The organism is Thermanaeromonas sp. DSM 22490, assembly GCF_056378755.1.
The window spans coordinates 14,570-40,159 of the sequence record NZ_JBJHHE010000018.1 but is presented as its reverse complement, the minus strand read 5'-3'; the positions used below and the strand labels follow the sequence as shown (position 1 = coordinate 40,159).

Below are 25,590 nucleotides of genomic sequence, written 5' to 3'. Positions count from 1 at the left end.
GAAAATTATTCTACTTGGGGCCGGGGATAAAGGCCAGCTTCCTTAACGATAGTGGGGATAATCTCTTCCCACATTACAGCCATGATGTGCACGCCGGCTACTCCTTCAATGGTTCGGAGGTGTTTAATCTGTTCCACACATATAGCTACCCCTTCGGCTTTGGGATCGGAAGCCTTCTCCATCCGGGCTATAATTTCATCAGAGACGATCATGCCCGCTACCGATTGCTGCATATACTTGGCAGCCCGCACTGATTTTAAGGGCATTACGCCGGCAATAATATAGGCTTTCTTGTGCAGGCCCCGTTCCCGCACCAGGGCCATGAAGCGCTCAAAGCGTTCCATGTCAAATATACATTGGGTCTGGATGAAGTCAGCGCCCGCCTTGATTTTTTTCTCCAGGCGCAAAACGCGAAATTCAAAGGGGTCGGCAAAGGGATTGGCCGCAGCTCCGATGAAGAAGCGCGGCTCGTGTTCCTTTATCTCTTCCCCACAGGCAAATTTTTTCTCATCCCGCATATCCTTCACTATGCGCAAGAGCTGAATGGAATCAATATCATGGACGTTTTTAGCTGTAGGATGATTGCCGAAGGATTGGTGATCTCCTGAGAGACAGAGAACATTGCGAATCCCCAAGCTATAAGCTCCCAGCAGATCGCTCTGGATGGCTATACGGTTGCGGTCACGGACCGTCATCTGCATGATGGGTTCACAGCCGGCCCGCAACACATGTACGGCGGCGGCAATGCTGGACATGCGCACAATGGCTGTTTGGTTGTCGGTTAAATTTATGGCATCAACATAGTCCTTGAGGAGCGCAGCATGATGGAGTACGCCCTCAGGGGAAGCGTGCTTGGGCGGGCCTACCTCGCCACTGACTACAAAATGACCCTGCGCCAGGAGTTTTTCTAATTTGCTTTCTGTTTTCAAGCTCATTCCAGCCTCACATCCTCTCGTACTACTTTGCGCGGACCGCCGTCCCGGGCCTTGGACCAATCTTTGGGCGGCTGGATTTCTAGCAGTAGTTCCAGCTTATTTAAAGCGCTCAGTCGGTCGTAAATCAATTGCCAGGCGCAAGGTATATCCGGGTTAACCTCGCATTTCCCCTTTTGGGAACCGCCACAGGGACCATTAAGGATGCTTTTGGAGCAGCGGATTATGGGACAAATGCCTCCTGTTTTATGGAGGATACATTCCCCGCAGAGTCCGCAGCGCTCTTCCCAGACGCCGTGCTCAACTGTGCCGCCGGCGAATTTGGTATTTAAGGCGGGCACTACCCATTTATGGTAGCGCTCGGCCAGGAACTGGACTCCTACGCCGCAGGCCAGGGAGAGGATACAGTCCACATCCTCGGTGACATATTTCTCCAGCATCTGGACATATTCCGGGTCGCACTGGCGAGTTAAGGTAACCTCGACTGTTTCCAGGGTTCGACCCTCTTTTTTACGCATTAATCGGAGGCTGGCGGCCATTATTCCCACTTCTTTTTCCCCGCCGGCCAGGCAAACGGTCACACATCCCCCGCAGCCCACCACCAGGATCTTGCGGGCTTCGCCAATTAACTCTGCTATTTCACCTAGAGGCTTAGCTTCAGCTATTATCATCTTCACTCACCTGCCTTTGCTGCTTTTTCCTGGGCACAGAGCCTGTTTAACGGACTGGGTCCCAACCGCTTTATTTTTTCGGTAAACTCCCGGGCGATCTCGGCGAAGCGCGGGCCCATAGACCCTGACAGGTTAAACATTTCCAGGCGTTCACCGCCAATACCGATCTCGTCCAGGATCTTTTTAGCATAGTGCACCCGCTTTTTGGCCCTCAGGTTGCCTCTCAGGAAGTGGCAATCCCCTTCCAGGCAACCGGCCACATACACCCCGTCGGCACCATCTTCAAAGGCTTCCAACAGGATCCTGACGTCTGTTTTACCCGTACAGGGTATTTCTATGAGGCGCACATTGGCCGGGTATTGCAGGCGCATGGATCCGGCCAGGTCGGCTGCCGAATAAGCGCAGTAATAGCAACAAAAGGCGACGATTTTGGGCTCAAACTCGGCCACCTCTACCACACCTCCCCGAAGAGGCCGGCCACCTTGGCCAGGAGCTGGTTATCTTTGTAATGTTGTAATTGTATAGCCTTGGCCGGGCATTCGCCCGCGCAGGTTCCACAGCCCTGGCATTGGACGGCATTGATCTCCGCCACGTGGCGCTCGTTAATCCGCGGCACACTGTAGGGGCATACCCGCACACAGGTGAGGCAGGCGGCGCACTTGTTTTCGTCCACGACGGCCACCACGCCTCCCACCATAAGGTTCTCTTTGGACAGAATGGTGCACGCCCGCGCTACGGCCCCCTGGGCCTGGGCCACGGCTTCGGCCAGGGATTTAGGCGAATGGGCTGCGCCGCAGAGGAATATGCCTGCCGACGGGAAATCTATGGGCGACAGTTTGGCGTGAGTTTCTACAAAGAATTTGTCTTCGTTTAAAGGCAGTTTCAACATAGTAGCCAGCTTTTCTATGCCGGCAGGTGCTACGGCACCGGTAGCCAGTACCAGCCGGTCCGGCCAGAGCAAAAGCTTTTTGCCCGAGGCGGGATCTTGCACTTCCACCTCCAGCAAACCTATATCCCTCTTCCGGACTAGTGGCTTTCGCTCCAGATCGTATTGGATGAACAATATCCCTTTTTCCCGGGCGAGGCGATAGTAATCCTCCAGGAAGCCATAGGTGCGGATGTCCCGGTACAGGACATAAACTTTAGCTTCTGGATTGAGCTCTTTAATGCGCAGGGCGTTCTTAAGGGATTGGGCGCAGCAGGTACGGCTGCAATACATGCGCTCCGGCTCCCGGGAACCGACGCACTGGATAAACACTATTTGCTTGTCAGCCTGGGCATTCCACTGGCCGGAAGCTAACATTTGCTCCAGCTGGGTATTAGTTACCACTCGCTCGTCCTGACCGTACAGGTATTCGGAGGTCGCCAGTTCCTGAACACCGGTGGCGATGATAATTACTCCGTGTTCTAGCTGTAAGGTTCGCCGCACATGCTCCCGCCCGGGTTCGCCCTGGGAAATGGTGGTGGTAAAGTGGCCCTGGTGGCCGCCGAAGTCTTCTAAGCGCGAGTTGGTAAATATCCGGATGCGGGGGTGGGAGTTGGCCCGGGCAATTAAATCCTGGATAAAGGCCTGTATGTCGGTACCCTCCAGGGTAAAACGCAAGTTCCGGGCGTAACCCCCCAGCTCGGCCTCTTGTTCCACCAGGTAAGCTTCGTAACCTTGGTCGGCCAGACCTAAAGCAGCCGTTAACCCGGCCACACCTCCGCCAATGATGAGGGCGCGGGGCACTACCGGCACGGGGTGTAGGTGCAGGGCCTCATGGGTTTTGACCTTGGCCACAGCCATGCGCACCAGGTCTTTGGCCTTCTCTGTGGCCTGCTGGGGCTCGTTCCGGTGCACCCACGAGCACTGGTCCCGGATGTTGGCCATCTCGAAATAAAACTGGTTGAGGCCTGCTTCCCTTAGAGCTTCCCGGAAAAGGGGCTGGTGAGTGCGAATGGTACAGGAAGCTACTACTACGCGATTCAAATTGTGCTCGTGGATAGCTGCCTGGATTTTCTTTAAGGTATCCTGGGAGCAGGTGTACAGGTTATCCTCCGCATAGACCACGCCCGGCAGCTGGCGGGCAAATTCTACTACGGCTTTTACATCCACTACACCGGCAATGTTGATACCGCAGTGGCATATAAAGACGCCTACCCGCGGTTCTTCCTGGCTGACATCTTTTTCCGGAGGATATTCTTTGGGCTTTACCATGGTGTTGCGGGCAGGTGATAACGCTGCTCCGGCGCAGGCAGCTGCTGCACTGGCATTGACTACGGTCTCCGGAATATCCCGGGGACCCTGGAAAACTCCCGCTACATAAATGCCGTCGCGGCTACTGAGCACGGGATTTAGTTCTTGAGTGAGGGCAAAACCGTAGGTGTTTAGTTCAATGCCGCATACCCGGGCCAGTTCTGCCGCTTCTTTAGGTGGCCGTACTCCCACGGCCAGGACCACTAAATCAAACTCTTCCCGCACTATTCTTTGGCCGTCATAATACTGGATGGTGAGGTTTTTGGTCACAGGGTCTTCTTCTACCCGGGAAATCATAGACCGCACGTAGCGCACGCCTGCTTGTTTGGCCGCTTCCACGTACTTATCGAAGTTTTTGCCGTAAGACCGCATGTCGAGGTAGAAAATAGTAGGCTCGATGTTGGGGTCGTGTTCCCGGGCTATGACAGCTTCTTTAGTTGAATACATACAGCAGATGGAGGAACAGTAAGGGCTGCCCTCGCGCTCACAATCGCGGGAGCCCACGCACTGAATAAAGGCTATTTTCCGGGGGGCCTGGTGGTCTGAGGGACGCACTACGTGTCCCTGGGAAGGACCGGTGGAGCTTAAAATACGCTCGAATTCTATGCTGGTTACAACGTTCGCGTAATAGCCATAGCCGTATTCCCCGGCTCGCTCGGCATCAAAGAGCTCAAACCCCGGAGCCAGGATAATGCTCCCGACGTTAAGTTCCTCCCACTTTTCCTTTTGCCCATGTTCTACTGCTTTCTTCTTACAGACAGCTTCACACTGGAGGCACTCCGAGCAGATACCGCAGTTCAGACACCGCTTGGCTTCTTCGATGGCCATCTCCCGAGTATAACCCTGGTAGACTTCGCGGAAGTCCTTTATCCTTTCCTCGGGAGGGGCCATTGGCTGTTTTACCCTGCTGGCCGGAAAAGGAACAATATTTTCGGGCGGCCCCAGTTTTTCGGGTTTTTCAGGGGTACGGCCGCTGGACAAGTCCAGACCGTGGAGATAACGCTTAACGGTTTCGGCTACTTCATGGCCGGAAGCCACGGCTTCCACTACTGAACTGGGACCCCGCACTACATCCCCGCAGGCAAAGACGCCGGACAGGGAGGTGGCCAGGGTTACCTTATCCGCACCGATGAGCCCCCGATTTACCCGGATACCGCTATTTTCATTTAAGAAGGAGAGATCAGCTGCCTGGCCGATGGCCACTATGACCGTATCCGCTGGTAGCCTCTTGGTCACTTCGGGATTATACTGGGGGTTGAAGCGCCCCTCCTCATCAAAAACCCGGGTGCACTGCATCAGCTCCACACCGTTGACCCGGTTATCCTGGCCCCAAAAGCTTTTCGGTCCCCAGGAAGTGTGGAGAATAATGCCCTCTTCTAGGGCTTCTTCTATTTCCCAGGGGTGGGCAGGCATCTCCTGGCGCGCTTCCAGACAGGCTATATGGACTTCTTCTGCGCCTAGACGCCTGGCTGTACGGGCCACGTCCATGGCCACGTTGCCGCCACCGATCACTACTACCCGCCGGCCTACTTGTACCGGTTGGCCCAGGGCTGCCTGGCGTAAGAAAGCTAGGCCCGGCAGGACGCCCTGAAAATCGGCGCCCGGTATATTCAGCTGGCGGCTTTCCTGCAGGCCCACAGCCAAAATTACTGCTTTATATTGGGCTCGTAAGTCCTCCAGGGTGATATCTTTCCCCAGCCGGGTGTTGGGAACGAATTTTATGCCCAGGTTCAGGATGCGCTGGGTCTCACGATGGACTACTTCCAGAGGCAGCCGGTAGCGCGGAATGCCTGCCCGAAGCATACCGCCCGGCTCCGGCAGCGCATCATATACGGTTACCTGGTAACCTTCCAGGGCCAGGTCCTGGGCAGCCGTTAAACCCGCCGGTCCCGCCCCTACTATGGCTATTTTTTCTTCCCGCACTGTCTGCGGCCGGAAGATTTCTTTCTCCTTCTCTTGGGCTTCCTCCCAGCCGAAGTCATAGGCAGCCCGCTTGAGGAGGGCTATGGCAACGGGTTCGTCGTACTGGCCGCGGTTACATTCTGCTTCGCAGGGGTGATGGCAGATGCGGCCGCAAATGCCGGCAAAGGGCATGCGCCGGCGGACTACCTCTAAGGCTTCAACAAATTTGCCCTGGGAAATAAGGGCTACGTACCCTTGCGCATTAGTACCTGCTGGACAGGTGCTGCGGCAAGGGGGTATACCCCGCTTTTCGATCAAGTATTTGTTGGGTACTGCCTGGGGGAAAAGCTTGTATACGGCCTTGCGCTGGTCCATTCCCTCGTTGAATTCGTTGGGTACGCGTACCGGGCAGACCTGTTCGCAGTCACCGCAGGCAGTACATTCCTCCAGGTTTATATAGCGCGGCCGCTGGCGTATTTTTACTTTAAAGTTTCCTTTAGTGCCCTCTACTGCCTCCAGAGTGGAACAGGTGTAGAGGCGGATATTGGGATGGCTTAAGGTGTCGGTCATGCGCGGGCCCAGTAAGCACATAGCACATTCGTTGGTGGGGAAGGTCTTGTCCAGCTGCGTCATCTTCCCCCCAATGGAAGGTGATGCGGTTACCAAGTGGACCAGGTAGCCAGCGTTGGCCAGGTCCAGAGAAGCCTGCATGCCGGCAATACCACCGCCGACCACTAAAACAGAACCTACTACTTCCGTTTTTTCTCTAGAATTTTTTAACACGCACACCTCACCAACCTTCCCTATAAGGCCTACGCCGCTGGTAAGAGGTTATGGGTTTTAAGCAGAGATATAGGATCGATAAGATGCTTGCGCAACCAAGGTAACGCCGGTAAACCCAGGGCCAGGCCCACGAGTTCGGTAACGAAAAACACGGGCAGACCTGCCCCTTCCGGCTGACGGCTGTCCAGATTGGTCTGGCATAGAGGACAGGCGGTAACTATGGCATTAGCTCCGGCTCTCTGAGCTGCCTGAACAATTTTACCTACCAGCTCGTATACAATTTCCGGTGCCGGAATAGCCAGACTGGCACCGCAGCATTCTGTTTTATGGCTCCAGGATACGGGTTCCGCTCCTAGATGTTTTAGCAAACGGTCAAGCAGTTGGGGTTGTTCGGCATTGGCTTCAAAACTGGCTATCTTAGGGGGACGGGTAAGTAAACATCCGTAATAAGCAGCCGGTTTCAATCCGGCTAAGGATATTTGTTTGCGTTCTGCTAATATACTTAAAACTTCCGGCTGGGCTAAAACCTCGACGATGTGACGTACTCTTATCTGTCCCTGGTACTGCCGACCCATAAGTTTGCTCACTTCGTTTTGCAGCTGTTCTACTTCTTTTCCTCCACCGGCTAAAAACGCCTGAGTAGAACGCAGGGAATTATAACAGGCAGCGCAGGGTACTAAAAGATCTGAGCCTTGTTCCTGGGCTAGGGTCAGATTGCGAAGGGCCAGGGCATGGGATAAGCGGGTGCTGGCTGAATGGCCAGAACTGGCACCGCAGCAGTTCCAATCCGGTAGTTCCTTTAAAGTGATGCCCAGGGCTTTAAAAACTGCTTCGGTGGAAGCTCCATATTCCAAGGCAGTAGAATGCAAAGAGCAGCCTGGATAATAAGCGAAAATCATCCCCGGTCCCCCCCAAGCCTTTGAAAGAGGGCACGAATTTCTTTCTGGCCGCGCAACCGATGAGGTAGAAGCTTAAATTTACCTTTAGCCAACATTTTAAGTCCTAAAGGAACATCCTGGAGGAAGTCTCGAGTTTTAAGTTTATAGGATACCATCATGCCTAATTCGTGTACCCGCCCATTTTTCTCTATAGAGGAAAGAAACTCGCGATGAAATTGGGCCACTGCTGGCAAGGCAGCGGAAAGATTACGGGACAATATTCTGGCCTTTAAAGCATCGCTAACTGCCGCAATATCAATGCCGTTGGGGCACCTTGCTTTGCAGGTATGGCAGCAGGCACAAAGCCAGATAGCTTTGCTTTTTAATAGTTCTTCTTCTAACCCCAGGTGAACATAGCGGATGATCTGGTGAGGCAAGATATCCATGGCCCCAGCTACCGGACAGCCGCCGGTACATTTATAACATTGATAACACCGGCTAACCGGTTGCGAGGAGCATTCTTCTATCCAGCTAAGCAATCGGGGTTCCGGTATCCCATTACCCTCAACCAATCCTTTCCCTCCTTCCTCCAAATTCTTAGGCGGGGATATGGTCCCGAGAGAGGAACATATCCCCTTTTTTACCATTTAGAAAGTTATCTGCTCTTGAACATTTTCACAAAGGAATCGCAGTAAACAGTCTGGTTCAGAAGCACTTCGGCGGCTGCGGCTGTAGCCATGAGTTCCTCATCACACGCATCGGCGATGGCCGCATCTAACCCGCAAGCCATGGCCATGGCCAGGAAAGTGCGGTTGAGCAACTTGCGCTCCTGGCAATTCTGGGATACATTGCTCAAACCTATAACGGTTCGCGGGGCGGGATTGGCCAGCAATTTAATCTGATATAGGGTTTTAAGGACTTCGGGTCCGTGATCCTGGGCCACATTGGCTGGTAAAATCAGGGGGTCAATATATAAGTCTTCCATGGGCAGCCCGAACTCGTCGGCCGCCGCTACCAGTTCCATGGCAAAGGCCAACCGCGTATCAGCATCCTTGGGGACCCCGTTCTTATTCATGGTCAAGCCTATGAGGGCGGCTCCGTATTCCACGGCCAAGGGGAATAATCTTTCTACCTTTTCTCTATCGGCATTGGTGGAATTGATAATGGCCGGCTTCTTACACAGTTTGAGGCCTTCTTCGATGGCCTGGATATTGGTGGAATCGAGGCAGAGGGTGAGATCGCTAACCTCCTGGACCACCTCTACCAACCACTTCATGGCGCCAACCTTGTCGGCTACAGCCGGCCCTACATTTAAATCCAGAGCGCGAGCACCGCCTTCCTCCTGCCGGCGTGCCCATTCCTGGACGGGTGCCGGATCCCGCTCCTGGATGGCTCGTTTAATGTCGTTGAACATGCCATTAATACGTTCACCAATAATTAGCATGGTTGACCCCCCTAGTAGGCATTGTTAACCATTAGATTATTAATATTTTCTTTTACCAAAGCCACCGCTTTAGGATGGCGCATCAAGAGCAGGTGAGCTCCCGCCTGGACCAGCGCAGCCGCTGTTACGGCTTCCCATAAAATGCCGCGCTCGTTTACATCTCCCCAGGCCGGTAAATCTGCCGTGGCTTCCTTGGTGCGCCAGGCCTCATAGCCCACAGTACAGAGAACGGGCATAGAGAGCATCTTATCCCCCTGCAAAGCACCCAAACGAGTCCGCTCCATGATAGAATAAGCATATTCGATGCCGTAACCCAGACTACCAATGGAAGGATCGATTACAATGCGGTTTAAGGGCAAATTCATTTCGTTAATTAGAATGTTAAGCTGTTTGCAGATGTTGATGTCTAAAGGTGAACGGGCAATTATATTATGCTTGTGTACCATACAGGCAGCAGTGAGAGACTTATAATTGTTCTGTTCCGCGTTGCCCAGTAAAAGATTTTCTCCTGCTGCTGCTTCGGCCACGGCTTCCAAAACTTCCTTGTCCTTCTCCGCATCCCCGCAGCCCACTACAATGAGGGGCACGCCTACAGCCTGGAGCACTTCCTTCACAGTATTGACGCATTCTTCTACTGTGCGGTTAGCACCTTCAGGGTCGGCTCCGTCCAGTTTAACATAAATGAGATCCGCGCCGTATTCATTAACACATTTCTCTGCCCAGCGTCCCGGTTCTTTTATAACATCCGCAAAACATTTCTTCAGAGTATCTGGCCAGTCTGGCTCAATGTCCTGGACCTCCATGGCAATCACCGGGCGGTGGGGTATCTCCCCTTCAAAATGGTAAAAAGGCAGAGCAGCATCCCCACCGATAGTTATGGTGTGGCTGCGGGTGCCACCCTCTTCTTTGGTGGCTCCCAGGGTTACTTTCTGGACGGCAGCCCTGCTCTTTTCTTTAAGAATTTGGACAGGCATTGAAAACCACTCCTTCCTTCGATTGTTAGCCCAGATAGCTATAGGCCTGTTTTTTGAAGGATTTCTTTGGCTCTTTGCACCGCGATCGAGTCCGGCGGCAATTCAAAAAGAGGTTTCCCTAAAGTGTCATATTCCACTACCAGCGGGTCATAGGGGATGGTGCCCGCTAAGGGTAAACCTGTACGCTCTATTTCTTCCACCAAAGGTCCCAGGCCGTCGGACGTTTTTGTTACCACCAAGAAAAGCCGTTTGATGGGCAACTGCATCTCTTCTACCAGCTGCCGGATGCGGGCGGCCGAGCGTATGCCCCGCACAGAAGCATCGCTCATAACAAAGAGATCATCTACGTTTTGAATAATACGCCTGCTAATATGCTCCAGACCGGCTTCACTATCTACAACCATGTAGGCGTAATTATGGCCCAGGATTTCCAGATGTTTGCGGAGGAAGTCGTTGGGATAGCAGTAACAACCCGGTCCCTGGGGGCGCCCCATTACCAGTAAATCCAGCTTTTCCGTTTCTATCAGAGCTTGGGCCAATTTGTATTCAATGAACATATCTTTGCTCATGCCTGGGGGCACGGCTTTGGGGTTTTTGGTGTCCTCCAGGATGTCGGAAATGAAGGTGGTTACAGTGAGACCCAGAGCCTCGTTGAGATTGGCATTAGGATCGGCATCTACTGCTAAAATACTCCCCTTCTTTTTCTCTACGAGATACCGGATAACGAGGGCGGCGAAAGTCGTTTTCCCGGTCCCGCCTTTGCCGGCCACGGCTACACTTCTGGCCATTAACCTGCCTCCCTTACCCTTTCCCCCAGAATTACTGAAGGGAAAAGTTCAAGGTTGGTGTGGGGCAGGAACAGCGCGGACACAAATTCTTCCATAAAGAGGTTGCCTGCTGAGAGCTCCAGGTAAGTCATTTTTCTCCCGATTTCCAGGGCCTCCTCCCAGGCTTCCCGGCACAACAACACTTGGATAGCTCCCTTTATAGAGGTGTTGCCGGCAAATACATATTTTTCCCGGGGAAGATCGGGTAAGAGACCTATCTCTATAGCATTAGGGATATTGAGGTAATTGCCGAAACCACCGGCAATAATGATTTTATCGATGGCTTCCAGGTCCAATTGTACTGTTTTTAACAGGCTCTGGATACCCGCAAATACAGCTCCTTTAGAGCGGATAAGGTTCTTTATATCCCCTTCCGTAAGGACGATGTCCTTTCCATTGCCGCTTTCCTCTTTCCAGGCCAGAACAAATTCGTAACCCTCATCGGTGCGGCGCAAGCGGGGACTGGCTTGGTCACGGGAAAAACTACCTGTACGGTCGATAATTCCTGCCCGCCGCAACTTGGCCAGGCTGTCGATCAGGCCGGACCCGCAGATGCCCACAGGTTTGGTATTGCCAATGACCTCCAATTTAACTTCAAACGTATCAGGATCGATTTCTACCCTTTCAATGGCCCCTTTCATGGCCCGCATGCCGAAGGTAATCCCTCCGCCCTCGAAGGCGGGCCCAGCGGAGCAAGCACAAGAGATAAGCCATTCTTTATTGCCCAGTACCATTTCTCCGTTGGTGCCGATATCTACAAAAAGGATCAGGTCCTCGCTCTCGGCAATGCGCGTAAATAAGGCGCCGGAAACAATGTCTCCTCCCACGTAGCTGGCTACGGAAGGAAATACTATAACGGGGGCCGCGGGGTTAATATTCAGGCCCGTTTCCCCGGCCTTTAACAGCGGATATTCCGTGGCTGTAGGAATATAGGGCTGCAGCCGCACATATTTCGGTGTCAAGCCTAGGAAGAGATGGGTCATGGTAGTATTTCCCGCTAGGGTTGCTGCCACTACTTGTTCCTGCGCAACATGGTGATCCTTTAATAATTTGGTTATTAATTCGTTTATGCTGGCGAGGGCTGCTTCCTGCAGTTCCTCCAGCCCGTTATCCGTTGTAGTCGCATAAATGATGCGGGAGATAACATCATCACCGAAGCGGGCCTGCCGGTTATAGGTACCCCCCTGGCTTAAAATCTGGCCGGAAATTAAATCTACTAAGGAGACTACTACAGTGGTTGTGCCCAGGTCAACAGCGATGCCGTATATTTGGTCATCATCAGCCGGCGCCACCCGAATTACTTCTGCCTGTCCGTTTACTCTGGCTAAAGTTACCGCTATATGCCAGTCGGCCCGGCGCAAGCCCTCGGCCAGTTGCCGGAGAGTGGTTAACCTGATATTAAAATCGTTTTCCGGTAAGCGCCGGCGTAAAGCGGATTGCAGTCGGCTCCAGTCACTGGCGTTCTCCGTGAGGGTAGGGGGGTCCAGCTCTAAAGTTAATACCTCGCATAAGGGATGGAGGGTATAAGGACCTATTAAATCCCCGTAGCTCTCTACTCGAGATTCCGTCCGCGAGTTATCTTGGAGGAGGACCTGGTGCTCTTCCAACCGCGATTGGGGAGGTATTTCTACTACTACATCGCTTAATACTTTGGTGCGACAAGCCAAAGTATAGCCTTCTTCTTTTAAATGGGCTGGCAGGCGTCCCTGGTCGCTGCTCACTTTTCCCTGTTTAACCTTGACCACACAGCGGCCGCAGGTGCCCTGGCCACCGCACGTGCTTTTAAGAGCTATCCCGGCACGAGCTGCCGTTTCTAGCAGAGTTGTTTCCGGCGGGACCATGACCTTTATTTCATCCGGCAAGAAAGCAACTGTATATTGCTGCAAAGTCCCTGTACCCTCCCTCAAGGTTCTATAGACTGTCCAAGCTAAGCAAAGTTACTGCGGGCAAAGGACGGGATGCCGGAGGCTTCCCGAGGACCTACCAGAACCTTCCATCCGGTGAGATCTTCTAGCTTGCCCTTAAGGACAGCTACTGTACCCGGAATAACCACAGTCCGATGTTTTACTTTGTTCTCTATGCCTAGCTTCTTCATAACGCTGGCGATTTTCTCGGCTTCGAATTTCCCGTCCGCGTAGGCTGTCAGAACGGAAAGCCCGTTGGTATCCACCGCAATAATGTAACTGGGAATCTTGCTCGCTTCTACTTCACCCTCCACTGAATAGTAAGTCAGGGAGAAGTTGGTAGTTATATACACGGGAGAATTCTCGTTGATCTCGCCAACTTCATATATCTTTTCCTCTACCCGGATCGGTACCTGCGGGTCGGTGTAAAGATTTTGTCTCCAGGAAAGTAGGGGCAACAAATGGGCCTTGGCAGCTGTTTTGATAACGATCAAACTGGCATATTTACTAATGTAATTTACCGCTTCCAATACTTCCATTAAAGGATCGGTGGCGGTAGTCAACGCTATAATCGGATAGCCGAAGGAACGGAAGCGCTTCTTAATGGCCTGCCGGCGAATCTGGGCAAAATCGGCTATGGCCCGGGAAACATGGCGGGCACCGGGGTCCAATACCAACTGCTTATAACCTAGGGCCACAATTTTATCTACCAGGTCGGACAGTTCATCCAAATTGTTACCTTTAACGGCCAGGGGACAGTTATGTTCCTTGGCTAGGGCGACCATGGCCTCATAATTAGAAGAATTGGCGGCATAGATGAGTGGTCTGCGAGCGGCAATAGCGGGCAAGATAGGGCTTAAGATTGCCGGTTCCTCGGCCATGAGCACCAAATTGAGCTTACTATTGTCGGTTACGATATTTACAGCCCGGGCAAAAGCAGAAGCATCTTCGGCTTCATGACTGATGGCAATGGCTTCCACCGTATACCGCTGACCGACCCGCTCGAAGATTAAATCATTGATAGCTCTAACCTTGGATAGAATTTGTTCTTCGGGAAGGGCATCGCTAACTTGAATCGCTATAACCGGCTCGTGATAAAAGCGCTTATCGTGGCGGAATAATTCGGTTTCGTCGCCCATCTCCACCGCATTTTCGCCGCTGCCCAGAATTATTTTAGCAATGGGAGGGGCGGAAGCTGCCTCCAACGCTTCCCGGGCCGCAGGAGTGACATAAGGGCAAGCATCTAGGCTAGCTTTGCCTGCTGCCAGGTTCATAGCAAAAGCTAAGCAGGTAGGCGTGCCACATTCACCACAGTTTTTCTTGGGCAGTTGCTTATATATTTCTAATCCAGTCAGCCCCATAAATCACAACTCCTTTCTGCCGAAAATAGATATGTGTTTAAGCCGGGGTAGGGCAAGTAGTTTACCCTCCCCCAGCTAAAACTCAGGCACTCAAACTACATCAGTGGATCCATGGTTAAAGCTGGATGACCCTTTTCCTCCAGGAAGGGTAAGATCTCCTCGACCGTCGTCCCTACCGTTTCGTCAGGGATTTTATCAATGAAGTCTTCTCCCAGGCCTTCCTCTATGCTGCGCTGGATGAAGTCTTCCCTCAAGTATTCCTTTAAGGATTTGGGCATCCAGACAATGCGGGCAATACCCCCGTCGGCCTTGATGAACTTTTTGCTCACGATGTAGCTCCGGCCGATCCCCATGAAGCCCGGCGTCTGCACCCCACCGCCTATCATACCAGCTAGGGTGGAGAAGGTCATGCCAGAAGGCGTCATACCCGGATGGTCTCGGGTGGTTATCATAATACCGTTACATTCCGGTATGACCGCCATTATGGCCTCAAAGCACCCGCATGAGGTCATGGGGTTCTCCATGAGGGTGTAGAGGCATACCTGTTCGAGGTTATGGTTGGAGGCGGTGTAGAGGTACTCATTCACGCTCTTCCAGATACCTTTGATGGGGTCTATTTCTCCTTCTTTGCGGATGGGCTGGTTGGGTCCGGCGCTGTTGATTTCGTAAGACGCTTTAGCGTCCAGCCAGGTCACTGCGCCGCAGAGCCCCACCCTTTCGGGAGTTACTATACATACGTGGTTGGGGGCGAAGGACTGGCAGAGGACGCAGGAATAGAAGGTGTCCACTGCTTCGTCGGTAAGCCCGCGCATGCGATCATCGCGCTTCTTGTATTTTTCTTTGGCTTTCTCCATCTCCTGCAAGACTTTGCTTTCTTCGGTGATTATGGTAACCTGTACCCGGTCCACGATAGCCGGAAATTCTTCTTTCATTTTGGCAATGAGGATATCGCCTAAGTGCTTGAATCGGAAGCCCTTAGCCACTGCTTCTTTGCTTATTCTTACCCAGTTGATGGCCCGCTGGCCAGTATGCCACAGTCCCTCGCCGTAGTTGATGAAGTCGTGGATGCGGCGCTCCAGTACTCCTTCGAAGTCTTCCTGCATTTTGCGGCCATAAATATCAACGATGATACCTAGGGGCAGTACACTTCCCTCCGGTATATCGGTGATGTCGGGACCGATGAGCTCTATCTTACCGTCAGTGATCTGGTCTTCGGAGACAGTACGCACCAGTTCGAAGGCTGGGCTGCGGGTGCCGCCCATTTCCACATACATTTCGTGTTTACGGATGCTTTCGCCTTCAAAGGCCGGGCCGAAGTTGATGGGCAGGTCAAGCTTGATCTTGGTGAGCTTGATGCCCCTCACTTCCATGGCTATCTGGACCATTTTGCTGTAATCTTCTACGCTGAAGAACCAGTCGGGTATTTGTTCATCTTCGGCTAGGGGTTGGTCGGTTATAACCGGAAAACCGGTGAAGATGGCGCCGAAGGCGGCGGCGGTCTTCACCATGTCCCGCTCACCCAGGTAGAGGACAAAGGCGCGGATGCGCCGGCGCTGGTAGTCACGCTGTTCATCACGGGCGCCCGGGGCAACTCCTCCGAACATCATGCCGGCCCTTAAAGCATAGTTGGCAGCATGCACAATCTGGGTGAAGTTGCCTAAAGGATAGGCAATGTAGTCGATACCCAGTTTGACGTTTTGTTCCAGCAGCTGTTCTACTGCTTCGTCGCAGATGAAGAGCATGAAGCCCATGCCCATAAGCTCCTGGACCATTTTGGCCAGGGCTTTGGGGTCACGAGCGCGGCCTAAGATGATGGCCTCACCTGGTATGGTCCAGTCCACCATTTTGATGCCGTAGCGCCGAACCACAGGATCGCCTATGAAGCCGGTCCAGGGTTCAGGTGCCAAAGGCTCTTCCGGCTTATGTTTAAGATACCGTAGAGCCTCGATGATTTCTGCCGCGTACCAAGTGGCTTCGCCGGCTAGTCTGGCGTTCTCAAAGGTTAGTTCGGATTTAATTTGGGCTCTTTTGCGGTTTAAGATGGGCGGCAGATCGCCCAGCTTGGTTACTTCTTCACCGCTAAAGCAGCGGATAACGGGCAAGTAATAGGCAGTATCCGGGTACCCTACCGGATGGTCCGCGCCGTATTCTTTTATGGCGCGATTTAACAGGATCTCGGCATAGCTAACGGCTGTGATGGCTCCGTGATATACTTCGCGGAAGAGCTTAGTGGGATTCTTCCCTTCCGGAATAGCTCCTTCGAAAATCTTATCAAATTCTACGGCCATTTTCCCTCTCCCCCTTTAGTAACCCTGACATAGTTTGGTCCCGTAACGTTCGGCTACCTGACGGTGGACGCCCAGTTTCCAGGTGCGATATTCTAAAGCGTTCAGTATCTTCCGTGCGGCTACCTGGGGGTCCATTTCAAAGATGAAGTAGCCGCCGTAGACGTCGCTGGCTATCTGGGTAAGGAGGCTGTAAATTAAATCGCTACCTTCCACCGGCGGCATGCAGCCCACGTGGGTGGGCAATCCTAAGGCTACGCACCAGGTGCCGATGCTAGTGGCCTTACCGCTCATAGCTTCCGGGGCAGAAGCGGCAAAAGGAACTTTAGGTGTATCCACGCCTAAATCGTTGGCCATAGCCATAAGTAAGTCCGAGGCCCGAGTATTATCTACGCAAGACCCCATATGGAAGACCGGCGGCAGCCCTGTGCTTATCTCTGCTTTTTCACTCAAGCGAGCAAGGAAGCCTTTTAAGCCGTCACCGCAAAGCTCATCTACTTTGGCCGGGTCCATAAGCCCCAGCTTGGCAGCGGATTGGGCGGAACAGCCGGTAGCTATAACAAAGACGTTGTTTTTGAGAAGTTCTTTCATGATGGTTATATGGGAGGCATCCTGGTAAACTTTAAGGTTGTTGCAGCCGGCCAGGAGGACTACTCCGGCCAGTTCTCCGGAAAGTATAGCCTCGTTAAGCACCCGCACGGGATTTTCGGGGTTGAGGGCTCCAAAGAGTTTGAAGAGGGTCTCTAAACTCCAGCCCGCCACTACGGTGTTCTTTACAGGCGGTATATATACCTGGCGGTTGCTCTCTTTCCTTTCCTTGAAGGCCTGGATACCTAAGCGCAAGGCTTCTTTGGCCTTCTCTAAGGCGTTGGTGGTTTGGTAATCCAGGTGGTAGGAGCCAGGAATCTTGGCAATGTCAGAGGTAGTTATGATCCTGGTGTGGAAACACTCGGATACAGTGCGGATGCCGGGCATAATGCACTGCACGTCCACGCACATGGCGTCTACGGCTCCGGTGCAGATGGCCAGCTCCTGGGAGGCAAAGGAGGTAACTAGGGGAATCCCCTGGCGCATTAACACCTCGTTGCCAGTGCAGCAGATGCCTACCAGGTTAATACCCTTTGCCCCGGCGGCTACAGCTTCTCCTTCCATTTCTCTGGCGGCTTGGACGATTATTTCGCTTAACAGCGGATTATGGCCGTGAAGGACGAAGTTTACTTTTTCAGGGTCCAACACTCCCATATTGGCCTGGCTTAGTATGGGTTCGGGCGTGCCAAAGAGAATATCCGAGATATCGGTAGCTATATGCATTCCTGCATAATCAGCCAATCCTACGCGAATAGCGCTGAATACCAGGTTAACGGGATCGTCATCGTTACCAATGTGGGCCTGGCTGGCCAGATCAGATATGGTGGCATGGATGCCATGAGGCATTACATTATGAGTGCGAAATTTTTCCACGCGGCCCGGAGTTACAGTGGTGGTTACCCAGGTGGAGTCCCCCATACCTTTAAGACGGCTGAAATCCTCCAGGGCCTTGAGGGCCAACTCTTTAGCCAATTCTTTATCGGACTTGCCCTCAGTATTTATTCCTACCCTTTGGCATACCCGGTAAAGCTTGTCCTGGTCTTTAACCGTGTAATCCGGCGCATGGCCTTCGGCCATCTCCAGCAGAGTATGGGCCATGTGATTGCCGTGCTCGGAGTGAGCAGCAGCACCGGTTAAAATCATTAAGCCTACGCTCCTGGCCACTATGGTCCAGGGAGAGGCGCCGCATATTCCTCGGCTCCCGGGCCCGGAATCGCTTTTAATCCGGCAGGGGCCGGCCATGCAGAAGCGGCAGCAGAGGCCTTCGTAGCCAAATTTGCACTGAGGCTGCTGGGCCACAAAGCGATCAAAGGCGGTGATTACGTTGGTTTTTTTGCTCTGTTCCAGCATTTCCTTGACAGCTGGATCAATGCTGCGTTCCCGGCTTTTGGGTTCCACTACCCGGGGAGCGCCCGAAGGGCGGCAAGTATGGGTTACGTCGCGAAACCTGGGCATTCCCTATTACCTCCTTGGTAACATTCTTAAATTTACTGCGAATGGTCAACGTCCGGATGCGTGCCTTCGTTAAGGGCACTTCCGCTTGGGCCGGACGCTAACTAGGGCTATTTAATTGTCAATAAAAGATGGCCCATACTCTCTATGGATTTCTTGAAACCCAGCGGCTCTTTCCCTTCCAGGCCTAAGCCTAAGTTTAAAATGTCTTCGTCAAAGGGGATGATCCCCAATATTTCTTCCTCCTTGAAGTGCTGCTGGAGAAATTCACGCTCCAAGGAATTGCGTACCTTGTTGGCAATAAATTTAATGTGCGCAACCCCTAATTCTTTAGCCAAGTTCTGTACCACGCGTGCCGTGCGGACACTAACCAGTGAGGGCTCAGTAACAATTAACATAACATCTACTCCCCGAGCTGTCCCCCGAGTCAGGTGTTCAATGCCCGCGCTCATATCTAGCACTACTATCTCTTCCCGTTTCAGTAAAAGGGAATTTACCAGGGCGTTCAATACTGCATTTTCCCGACAATAACAAGTAGATCCTCCGTGCTTAACCGCTCCCATTTTCAAAAATAATATGTTACCGTATGCGATAGTATAATCTGCAAGGAGATCATCTACTTCTGGATTTAACGAAAAAAAGGCCCCATTTCCACCTGTGCGCTCGGCAATTGCCTCGCGCATATCCACAACAGGTTTAAGGGCCCCTATTTGCTCTTCTGGTAAGCCCAATACCGTTCCTAAACTAATATCCGGATCGGCATCTACTGCATAGACACGATAGCCTCGAGAGGCAAAAAACCTAATCAATGCGGCCGCAACTGTTGTCTTACCTACTCCACCTTTTCCGGAAATAGCTAACTTCAAAGTTATAGCCCCCAGTGTTCAAAATCCAGTACTACAAGCTGTTCAGTACTATTGACATTAGTGAAATTCTGCACAAATCCAGATTTTCCTGCTAGCCAACCGCTATTTTTTGGGTTTTTCCTTGTTTAACATTTTTCTTTTTGAAGAATTGCAAGGCAAAAATATTCAACCCCCATTTCATACCTTTTAGCTTTATTATAATACATTTCGTCAAAAAATAGGTATAAATTTAGTTAATTATTCAAATGGTGAAATTAATCACAAGGGGAAACTATCAGGCTAAGGAACTGCTCTGTCCTGCAACAAATATAATTATTTTACTTGCGATTAATCATACCTGTTAATTCAACAAGTTGTCAATAAATTATTTATTAATTATAGCGAAAGCCCCCTCAAGAATCAAAGAAGTCTCCGGCCTAATATCCGGAGACCTCGAAACTCACTGGAGCCAACGACCGGACTCGAACCGGTGACCTGCTGATTACAAGTCAGCTGCTCTACCTGCTGAGCTACGTTGGCGTACTTTATGGTCGGGATGACAGGATTTGAACCTGCGACCCCCTGCTCCCAAAGCAGGTGCTCTACCAAGCTGAGCTACATCCCGGGCCGTTTATAATTTTAACATGGCATTCCCTTTCAGGCAAGATTTAAAAAAGCTAACCTCTGGGAATAAATAGCGGCTATGCCTTGTTGCGGTTACCGGTTGCTAGAGCCTTCTCCCAAAGGCGACACACTGAACACACGTCCTCGGTAGTTACCTGACCGCAGCGGGAGCATTCTCTAAGCTCCAGGTCGTCCTCCCGAGTCTTGAAAAGGTCCTTGTGCTTTAGAAAGCCCTTAAAAAAGGCGAGCTTAGTTCCAGGCGCTGCTTGTTCAATGTGATTAAGAGCTTCTTTGTAAGTGATACTGGTTGCCCCTTCGGCATAGGGACAATCCTCCGCCAGATAGGAAATTTGCTGGATCAAAGCGTAAGCCAGGCATTCCCTCTCGGTTAAGGTGTATAAGGGTTTCACCTTTTTTACTAGTTTAGGGTGAGAAGCCGGCAGGCTGGGCTGCTGGCGCGCCAGGTACCCCGTCTGCCAGTGAAGTAAGTTACCCAGTAAAGTGGCTGCTTCATCGTCCAGGTTATGTCCGGTAGCCACTACACTGAAGCCGCCTTCCCAAGCGAATTTGTTAAAAAGGTAGCGTTTGATCCGGCCGCATACAGCACAAGGAATCCTTCGCGTCTTACGGGCTAACTCGGGAACACTCAGGCCAAATTCATCCTTAATCGACACTATGTGGAGAGGAGTGCCGGTTTTGGTAGCCAAAGCCCTGCATTTTTCCCCGGAACGTTCCGAATACCCGTTAATCCCCAAGTCCAGATAAAGAGCGGTTACCCGGTAGCCCAAGCGGATTAAGGCATCCCACAGGCTTAAGCTATCTTTGCCCCCGGAAACCACCACCAGGATATGATCTTGGGGAGAAAACATTCTATGGGCATGGATGTTCCGGTGCACCTGCTTAAGAAAATAGTCCACGAAACAATTATTGCAGTAAGCAGCATTATGCTGTTGTACTTCTACCGAGGCTTTGGCTCGGCAAACCTTACAGCGCATTGCTTAACCCCCTGATACTGCCGGGAAAATCTCAATTACATCGCTGTCTTTTATAAATTCATCCCGGGTAAGGATGGTGTTATCCCGTACCACTAAATGGGCTTCTAGATTTATATGGAGCTCTTTAGCAATCTCAGCCAGCTTTTTCCCGCCCGTTATCTCCAGTTCCTGTCTCTGGGGTTGGTGCAGAATGACTTTCATGTCTACCTACCCTCCTTCATTGCGAAGCTGCTTTAAATTTGCCCCTTATTGGCCACTTATATTATAATTCTTTTTACCAACAGCGGGAAACCTCCTGCTTGAACAGGCCTTACATTAGGCTTAATTATAATAGAGCGATTGACTATCGGTGACATGGATACTAAAATAAAAATAGCTACTACTTTTCCTTAGGAGGAACCCAAAATGGCTGTTTGGAAGTGTAGCAATTGTGGATATGAAAAAGAAACCCGTTGTAAACCCCGTAAATGCCCTGAATGTGGCCAAAAAGATACTTTTAGTAAAAAAGAAAGCAGTTAGTTATATTTAAGCAACCTTCCCCCGGGAAGGTTTTTTTATTGAGTAAATTTAAGAGTTTCTACGGCCAAGGCCGCCAACAAGGCAGTTCCCAAGGGCAGAGCCTCCTCGTCTATATCAAAGCACGGGTGATGCCACAAATACCCTTGGCCTTGTGGGGGTTTAGCGCCCAGAAAAAGATATAACCCCGGCACTTTGTGCGTATACCAGGCAAAGTCCTCCCCGCCCATGGAAGGGGCCTGGAGCCAATGGACCTGGTCAATGCCTAAAGCTTTTAGATCTAAGGAGCAAAGAATTCTCAAAAGCTGGCCGTCGTTACATAGTACCGGGTAACCACACAAATAATCAAGTTCGTAAGATGCGCCGTGGGCCGCTGTGACTCCATCTACAATCCGGTTGAATTGTTCTTTGATTCTGGCTCGCAAACCGGGATCCAAGGTTCTTACTGTACCGCTAAGTTCTACCTCACTGGCTATAATATTTTCTTTTTCTCCCCCTCTTATGGTACCTATACTAAGCACTGCCGGCTGAAGAGGATCGGAAGTGCGCGAAATAATAGTCTGCAAGGCTAACACCACTTCACAGGCCACTACTATGGCATCCACAGTCAAATGGGGCATGGAGCCATGGCCCCCCTGCCCCTTAATTTTTAAAGTGAAATTATCTACCGCGGCCATCATGGGACCTTCCTTAACCGCCACTGTTCCCGTAGGAAAAAGGCTATTTATATGCAAGCCGTAAATAGCCCTAACAGGAGGATTTTCTAAAACCCCTTCTTCAATCATTAGCTTGGCTCCGCCGGGCGGTTTTTCTTCTCCCGGCTGAAAGATAAACTTTATCGCCCCCGGCAGCTTTTTCCGCTCTTGGGCAAGAAGGGCAGCCGCACCTAAAACCATGGATATGTGGGCGTCATGTCCGCAAGCATGCATAATCCCCGGCCGGACTGAAGCAAACTCTCTTCCTGTAGCTTCGTTAAGGGGAAGGGCGTCCATATCTGCCCGGAGGGCAACGGCCACCCCATCCTTTTTACCTTTAAGCAACCCCACTACTCCAGTAGAGGCCAGTTCCGTTGTTACCTCTATCCCGAGGGAATAAAGGATTTCGCTTATTTTACTGGCTGTTTCCCTTTCCTCAAAACTCAGTTCCGGATAGCGGTGGAAATGCCTGCGCCAGGCCACCAGTTGAGGGAAAAGTTCCTGCGCAGCCTTGTAATAATTGTGGTACATAAACTACCGCCTCTATTTATCTGTTGTCGCAAGCAAAGATGTATTCCTCCAGGGTACGAATGCGCGGGTTATCACTGCAAACGGGACAATCGGGATTGCGGTCTGCGCGCACTTCACGAAAACGCATTTCCAGGGCATTATAAACAAGCAAGCGGCCGACAAGGTTATCCCCTATTCCCAGTAAAAGTTTGATAACCTCTGTAGCCTGAATGATTCCAATAACCCCCGGTATAACCCCAATTATTCCCGCTTCCTGGCAAGTTGGTACGGCACCAACCGGCGGCGGTTCGGGAAAGATGCAGCGGTAGCAGGGCCCTTCTTTAGGTTTGATGGTCATTACTAAGCCGTCCCATTGCAACACCCCGCCCTCTACCAGGGGCTTCCCGGCCATAACACAGGCGTCATTTAATAAATAGCGTGTCGGGAAGTTGTCAACACCTCCTACAATCACGTCATAGTTGTTAATGATATCTAAAACGTTGTCTTTGCTTAAGCGCAGAGGATAGGTCTCCACGGTGATTAAAGGATTTAGGGCTAACAAGGTTTTCCGTGCAGACTCTACCTTGGGCTCCCCTAATCGATCGGTGGTATGAAGAATTTGCCGTTGCAGATTGGATAATTCTACGGCATCGCTATCCACTATACCTATGGTACCTACACCCGCAGCTGCTAAATAAAAGGCCACCGGAGAGCCCAAGCCGCCGGCTCCTACTACCAAAACCTTGCTTTCTTTAAGCTTTTTTTGGCCGCGCCCTCCTACATTGGGCAGGATAATCTGCCTGCTGTACCGCTCAATTTCCGCATTGGATAGCTCTGTCAAACCTGGTTCACCTTCCTTTTTGCAAGTATTTGTTTATAAAGTTAAAGCCAGTACGGTAAAAATAAACATGAGCACACTAAGGTAGCCGTTCATCTGTAAAAAGGCAATATTTAACCGAGACAGATCCTCGGGTGATACCAGGCGGTGTTCATGAATAAGAATAAGCCCCGCCACCACTACCCCCACAAAATAAATAACGCCCAGCTGGAGGAGAATCCCCACAGCCACAAGGAAACTTAAAGAGGCAGCATGTAACACCCTGGCCATAAACAGAGCTTTTTCCTTACCGAAACGGGCCGGTATGGAATGTATACCGTACTGCCTGTCGAAATCATAGTCCTGGCAGGCATAAATAATATCAAAGCCCGCCACCCAAAGGCCCATGCCTAACCCCAATACAATAGCGGGGAGATCCAAGCTTGCGCGAACTGCTACCCAGGCTCCCATAGGCGCCAGGCTATCGGCCAGGCCCAGTACCAGATGGCACCCCCAAGTCCAGCGTTTGGTATAAGAATAGATCACCAGTATAAAGACAGCGATGGGCAAAAGCCGCACAGCAAGCTCATTTAGCTGAAGGGCAGAAAAAAGGAGGAGCAAGAGAGACAAAATAGTATACACCCATACTTCCAAGACAGAGATAAGCCCCCGGGGTAAGGCTCGATTAGCTGTACGGGGATTTAGCGCATCAATATGGCGATCGATCAGGCGGTTAAGGGACATGGCTGCCGTGCGAGCACCGAGCATGGCCATGGTAATCCAGAACAGCTGGTGGGCTGTAGGTATTCCTCCTGCCGCCAGGAAGGCACCCAGGTAGGCAAAAGGAAGAGCAAAAACGGTGTGCTCGAACTTAATCATCTCTAAAAAGATGTTTAGTTTTCTGTAAAATATCTGAGGGTAACCCATACTCTTCCCACCTCTTTAAAATTAACTGCTGGGTTTCCCGATCAGTACGCACTTCTTCCGGCCAGGGGCGGGGATGGCCTTCCTCCGGGAGCTTCCGCGTGGCATCAATTCCCATCTTACTGCCATAGCCTACCTGCGGGGAAGCATGATCCAAAATATCCACAGGCCCATCTAATATTATAGTATCGCGCTTAGGGTCTACATTTCCCAGGACTCGCCAACGTACCTCGTCCAGGTCGTGGACATTGACATCTGCGTCAACCACAATTATGAACTTAGTAAACATCATCTGCCCCATTCCCCACAGGGCATACATCACTTTACGCGCCTGGCCGGGGTAACGCTTTTCAATGGACACAATAGCACAGTTATGGAAAACGCCCTCAATAGGAAAGTTGATATCCCTTACCTCAGGTAGCTGGAGTTGAATTAACGGTAAGAAAAGCCTTTCCGTCAATTTACCCAAAAAGGCGTCCTCCATGGGCGGACGCCCCACTACTGTAGCCGGATAAAGGGCATCCTTTCGCCTGGTTATACAGGTAAGGTGGAAAACCGGGTAATAATCAGCCGGCGAATAATAACCTGTATGGTCCCCAAAGGGGCCTTCCAGCCTCCTTTCCCCTGCTTCCACATAGCCTTCCAGGATAATTTCGGCGTGGGCGGGTACCTCCAGGTCTACCGTCAGAGCAGGTACCATTTCCACAGGTTCCTGTCTTAAAAAACCGGCCAGTATCATCTCATCTATCCCTAAGGGGAGTGGCGCCGTAGCGGCATAAATAATACTGGGATCCCCTCCCAGGGCTACAGCTACGGGCAGGCGCCCCCCGGCCAGACGAAAATGTTCGGCAGCATCTTTGTGAAGGTGCCAGTGCATTCCTGTGGTTCTCTCGTCGAAGACCTGCATCCGGTACATGCCTACATTACGACGTCCTGTACGCGGGTCCCGAGTGAAGACCAGGGGCAAAGTAATAAAACTGCCTCCATCGCCCGGCCATAGCTGGAGAACAGGTAATTCTTTAAGGGAGGGCGGATCTATCACCACTTCCTGGCAGGGAGCATGTTTAACCCGCCGTGGCAAATATTTGGTCAGTTCCAAAAGCCGCGGTATATTTTGCAACTTTGAGCGCCAGGAGTTTAATTCCGGCACTGTTAGTAGCTCAGCCAGGCGCCGGGCCGGCTCGTTCAGATCTTCAATTTGCAAGGCAGTTTTCAATAACTCTTCACTGCCAAAAAGATTAGTAACTACCGGGATAGAATAGCCCTTAACTTTTTCGAACAACAGAGCCGGTCCACCCGCTTTAACCACCCTATCGCTAATAGCTGCTATTTCCAATATCGGATCAACTTCGACCGGAATGCGGTGCAAAAGTCCTTTTTGTTCCAGCGCCTTAAGATATTCCCGGAGATCTTTATAGGCCAAAGGA

The 25,590-nt window shown here is 51.5% G+C and carries 21 protein-coding genes and 2 tRNA genes; 1 reads left to right on the top strand and 22 read right to left on the bottom strand.

All coding sequences use genetic code 11. The annotated features are described in order from the left end of the window. Positions 1-5: 5 nt before the first annotated feature. The 18 genes from AC1BI1_RS11590 to AC1BI1_RS11505 form a co-directional block, all read right to left on the bottom strand. On the bottom strand, positions 6-935 hold the full coding sequence (locus AC1BI1_RS11590; protein ID WP_476717458.1) for a methylenetetrahydrofolate reductase: 930 nt from the start codon (positions 933-935) through the stop codon (positions 6-8). Continuing rightward, positions 932-1,603, bottom strand: coding sequence for a methylenetetrahydrofolate reductase C-terminal domain-containing protein (locus AC1BI1_RS11585; protein ID WP_476717457.1), 672 nt, complete (start codon positions 1,601-1,603; stop codon positions 932-934). The genes AC1BI1_RS11590 and AC1BI1_RS11585 overlap by 4 nt, the downstream gene beginning before the upstream one ends. A gap of 2 nt (positions 1,604-1,605) precedes the next feature. Further along, positions 1,606-2,052 (bottom strand): hydrogenase iron-sulfur subunit, encoded by a 447-nt coding sequence (locus tag AC1BI1_RS11580; protein WP_476717456.1) that lies wholly within the window; start codon positions 2,050-2,052, stop codon positions 1,606-1,608. A gap of 2 nt (positions 2,053-2,054) precedes the next feature. After that, positions 2,055-6,530 (bottom strand): FAD-dependent oxidoreductase, encoded by a 4,476-nt coding sequence (locus tag AC1BI1_RS11575; RefSeq protein ID WP_476717455.1) that lies wholly within the window; start codon positions 6,528-6,530, stop codon positions 2,055-2,057. A 23-nt stretch (positions 6,531-6,553) separates the two neighbouring features. Then, the gene (locus AC1BI1_RS11570) at positions 6,554-7,423 is read right to left on the bottom strand and encodes a CoB--CoM heterodisulfide reductase iron-sulfur subunit B family protein (RefSeq protein WP_476717454.1); all 870 of its coding nucleotides are present in this window, start codon (positions 7,421-7,423) and stop codon (positions 6,554-6,556) included. Then, a complete protein-coding gene (locus tag AC1BI1_RS11565; protein WP_476717453.1) occupies positions 7,420-7,974 on the bottom strand; it encodes a 4Fe-4S dicluster domain-containing protein in 555 nt (184 codons plus the stop codon). The genes AC1BI1_RS11570 and AC1BI1_RS11565 overlap by 4 nt, the downstream gene beginning before the upstream one ends. 83 nt (positions 7,975-8,057) lie before the next feature. Further along, positions 8,058-8,846, bottom strand: coding sequence for a methyltetrahydrofolate cobalamin methyltransferase (locus AC1BI1_RS11560; protein ID WP_476717452.1), 789 nt, complete (start codon positions 8,844-8,846; stop codon positions 8,058-8,060). Between the two features lie 11 nt (positions 8,847-8,857). Then, positions 8,858-9,820 carry a CO dehydrogenase/acetyl-CoA synthase subunit delta gene (gene cdhD / locus AC1BI1_RS11555; protein ID WP_476717451.1) on the bottom strand — a complete coding sequence of 321 codons (963 nt, stop codon included), beginning with the start codon at positions 9,818-9,820 and terminating at the stop codon, positions 8,858-8,860. 38 nt (positions 9,821-9,858) lie between these two features. Beyond that, entirely contained in the window at positions 9,859-10,608 is a 750-nt protein-coding gene (locus tag AC1BI1_RS11550; protein ID WP_476717450.1) for an ATP-binding protein, read from the bottom strand. Further along, positions 10,608-12,533 carry an ASKHA domain-containing protein gene (locus AC1BI1_RS11545; protein ID WP_476717449.1) on the bottom strand — a complete coding sequence of 642 codons (1,926 nt, stop codon included), beginning with the start codon at positions 12,531-12,533 and terminating at the stop codon, positions 10,608-10,610. Before AC1BI1_RS11545 ends, AC1BI1_RS11550 begins: the two co-directional genes overlap by 1 nt. A 41-nt stretch (positions 12,534-12,574) precedes the next feature. Next, the gene (gene acsC / locus AC1BI1_RS11540) at positions 12,575-13,912 is read right to left on the bottom strand and encodes an acetyl-CoA decarbonylase/synthase complex subunit gamma (protein ID WP_476717448.1); all 1,338 of its coding nucleotides are present in this window, start codon (positions 13,910-13,912) and stop codon (positions 12,575-12,577) included. A 95-nt stretch (positions 13,913-14,007) separates the two neighbouring features. Next, positions 14,008-16,200 (bottom strand): acetyl-CoA decarbonylase/synthase complex subunit alpha/beta, encoded by a 2,193-nt coding sequence (acsB, locus tag AC1BI1_RS11535; protein WP_476717447.1) that lies wholly within the window; start codon positions 16,198-16,200, stop codon positions 14,008-14,010. Between the two features lie 15 nt (positions 16,201-16,215). Continuing rightward, positions 16,216-18,240 (bottom strand): anaerobic carbon-monoxide dehydrogenase catalytic subunit, encoded by a 2,025-nt coding sequence (gene cooS / locus AC1BI1_RS11530; RefSeq protein ID WP_476717446.1) that lies wholly within the window; start codon positions 18,238-18,240, stop codon positions 16,216-16,218. A 107-nt stretch (positions 18,241-18,347) separates the two neighbouring features. Then, on the bottom strand, positions 18,348-19,103 hold the full coding sequence (locus tag AC1BI1_RS11525; RefSeq protein WP_476717445.1) for an ATP-binding protein: 756 nt from the start codon (positions 19,101-19,103) through the stop codon (positions 18,348-18,350). Between the two features lie 443 nt (positions 19,104-19,546). Next, positions 19,547-19,622 (bottom strand) — tRNA-Thr (locus AC1BI1_RS11520). An 8-nt stretch (positions 19,623-19,630) separates the two neighbouring features. After that, a tRNA-Pro gene (locus tag AC1BI1_RS11515) sits at positions 19,631-19,707 on the bottom strand. A gap of 76 nt (positions 19,708-19,783) precedes the next feature. Then, positions 19,784-20,701 (bottom strand): TIGR00269 family protein, encoded by a 918-nt coding sequence (locus AC1BI1_RS11510; RefSeq protein ID WP_476717444.1) that lies wholly within the window; start codon positions 20,699-20,701, stop codon positions 19,784-19,786. A gap of 3 nt (positions 20,702-20,704) precedes the next feature. After that, complete coding sequence (locus tag AC1BI1_RS11505) at positions 20,705-20,902, bottom strand: MoaD/ThiS family protein (RefSeq protein WP_476717443.1); 198 nt, start codon at positions 20,900-20,902, stop codon at positions 20,705-20,707. 204 nt (positions 20,903-21,106) lie between these two features. Between AC1BI1_RS11505 and AC1BI1_RS11500 the strand changes: the two genes are divergently transcribed. Then, positions 21,107-21,220: an RCKP-type rubredoxin-like domain-containing protein gene (locus AC1BI1_RS11500; RefSeq protein WP_476717442.1), complete on the top strand. Its 114-nt coding sequence runs from the start codon at positions 21,107-21,109 to the stop codon at positions 21,218-21,220. A gap of 35 nt (positions 21,221-21,255) precedes the next feature. Here AC1BI1_RS11500 and AC1BI1_RS11495 read toward each other — a convergent pair whose 3' ends face one another. From AC1BI1_RS11495 to AC1BI1_RS11480, 4 genes are read right to left on the bottom strand one after another with little or no spacing between them, the layout of a single operon-like run. After that, positions 21,256-22,443 carry a M20 metallopeptidase family protein gene (locus tag AC1BI1_RS11495; protein ID WP_476717441.1) on the bottom strand — a complete coding sequence of 396 codons (1,188 nt, stop codon included), beginning with the start codon at positions 22,441-22,443 and terminating at the stop codon, positions 21,256-21,258. A 16-nt stretch (positions 22,444-22,459) separates the two neighbouring features. Next, entirely contained in the window at positions 22,460-23,263 is an 804-nt protein-coding gene (gene moeB / locus AC1BI1_RS11490) for a molybdopterin-synthase adenylyltransferase MoeB (RefSeq protein WP_476717440.1), read from the bottom strand. A 33-nt stretch (positions 23,264-23,296) separates the two neighbouring features. Further along, a complete protein-coding gene (locus AC1BI1_RS11485) occupies positions 23,297-24,166 on the bottom strand; it encodes a UbiA-like polyprenyltransferase (RefSeq protein ID WP_476717439.1) in 870 nt (289 codons plus the stop codon). Further along, a complete protein-coding gene (locus tag AC1BI1_RS11480; RefSeq protein ID WP_476717438.1) occupies positions 24,111-25,586 on the bottom strand; it encodes a menaquinone biosynthesis decarboxylase in 1,476 nt (491 codons plus the stop codon). The genes AC1BI1_RS11485 and AC1BI1_RS11480 overlap by 56 nt, the downstream gene beginning before the upstream one ends. Positions 25,587-25,590: the final 4 nt, after the last annotated feature.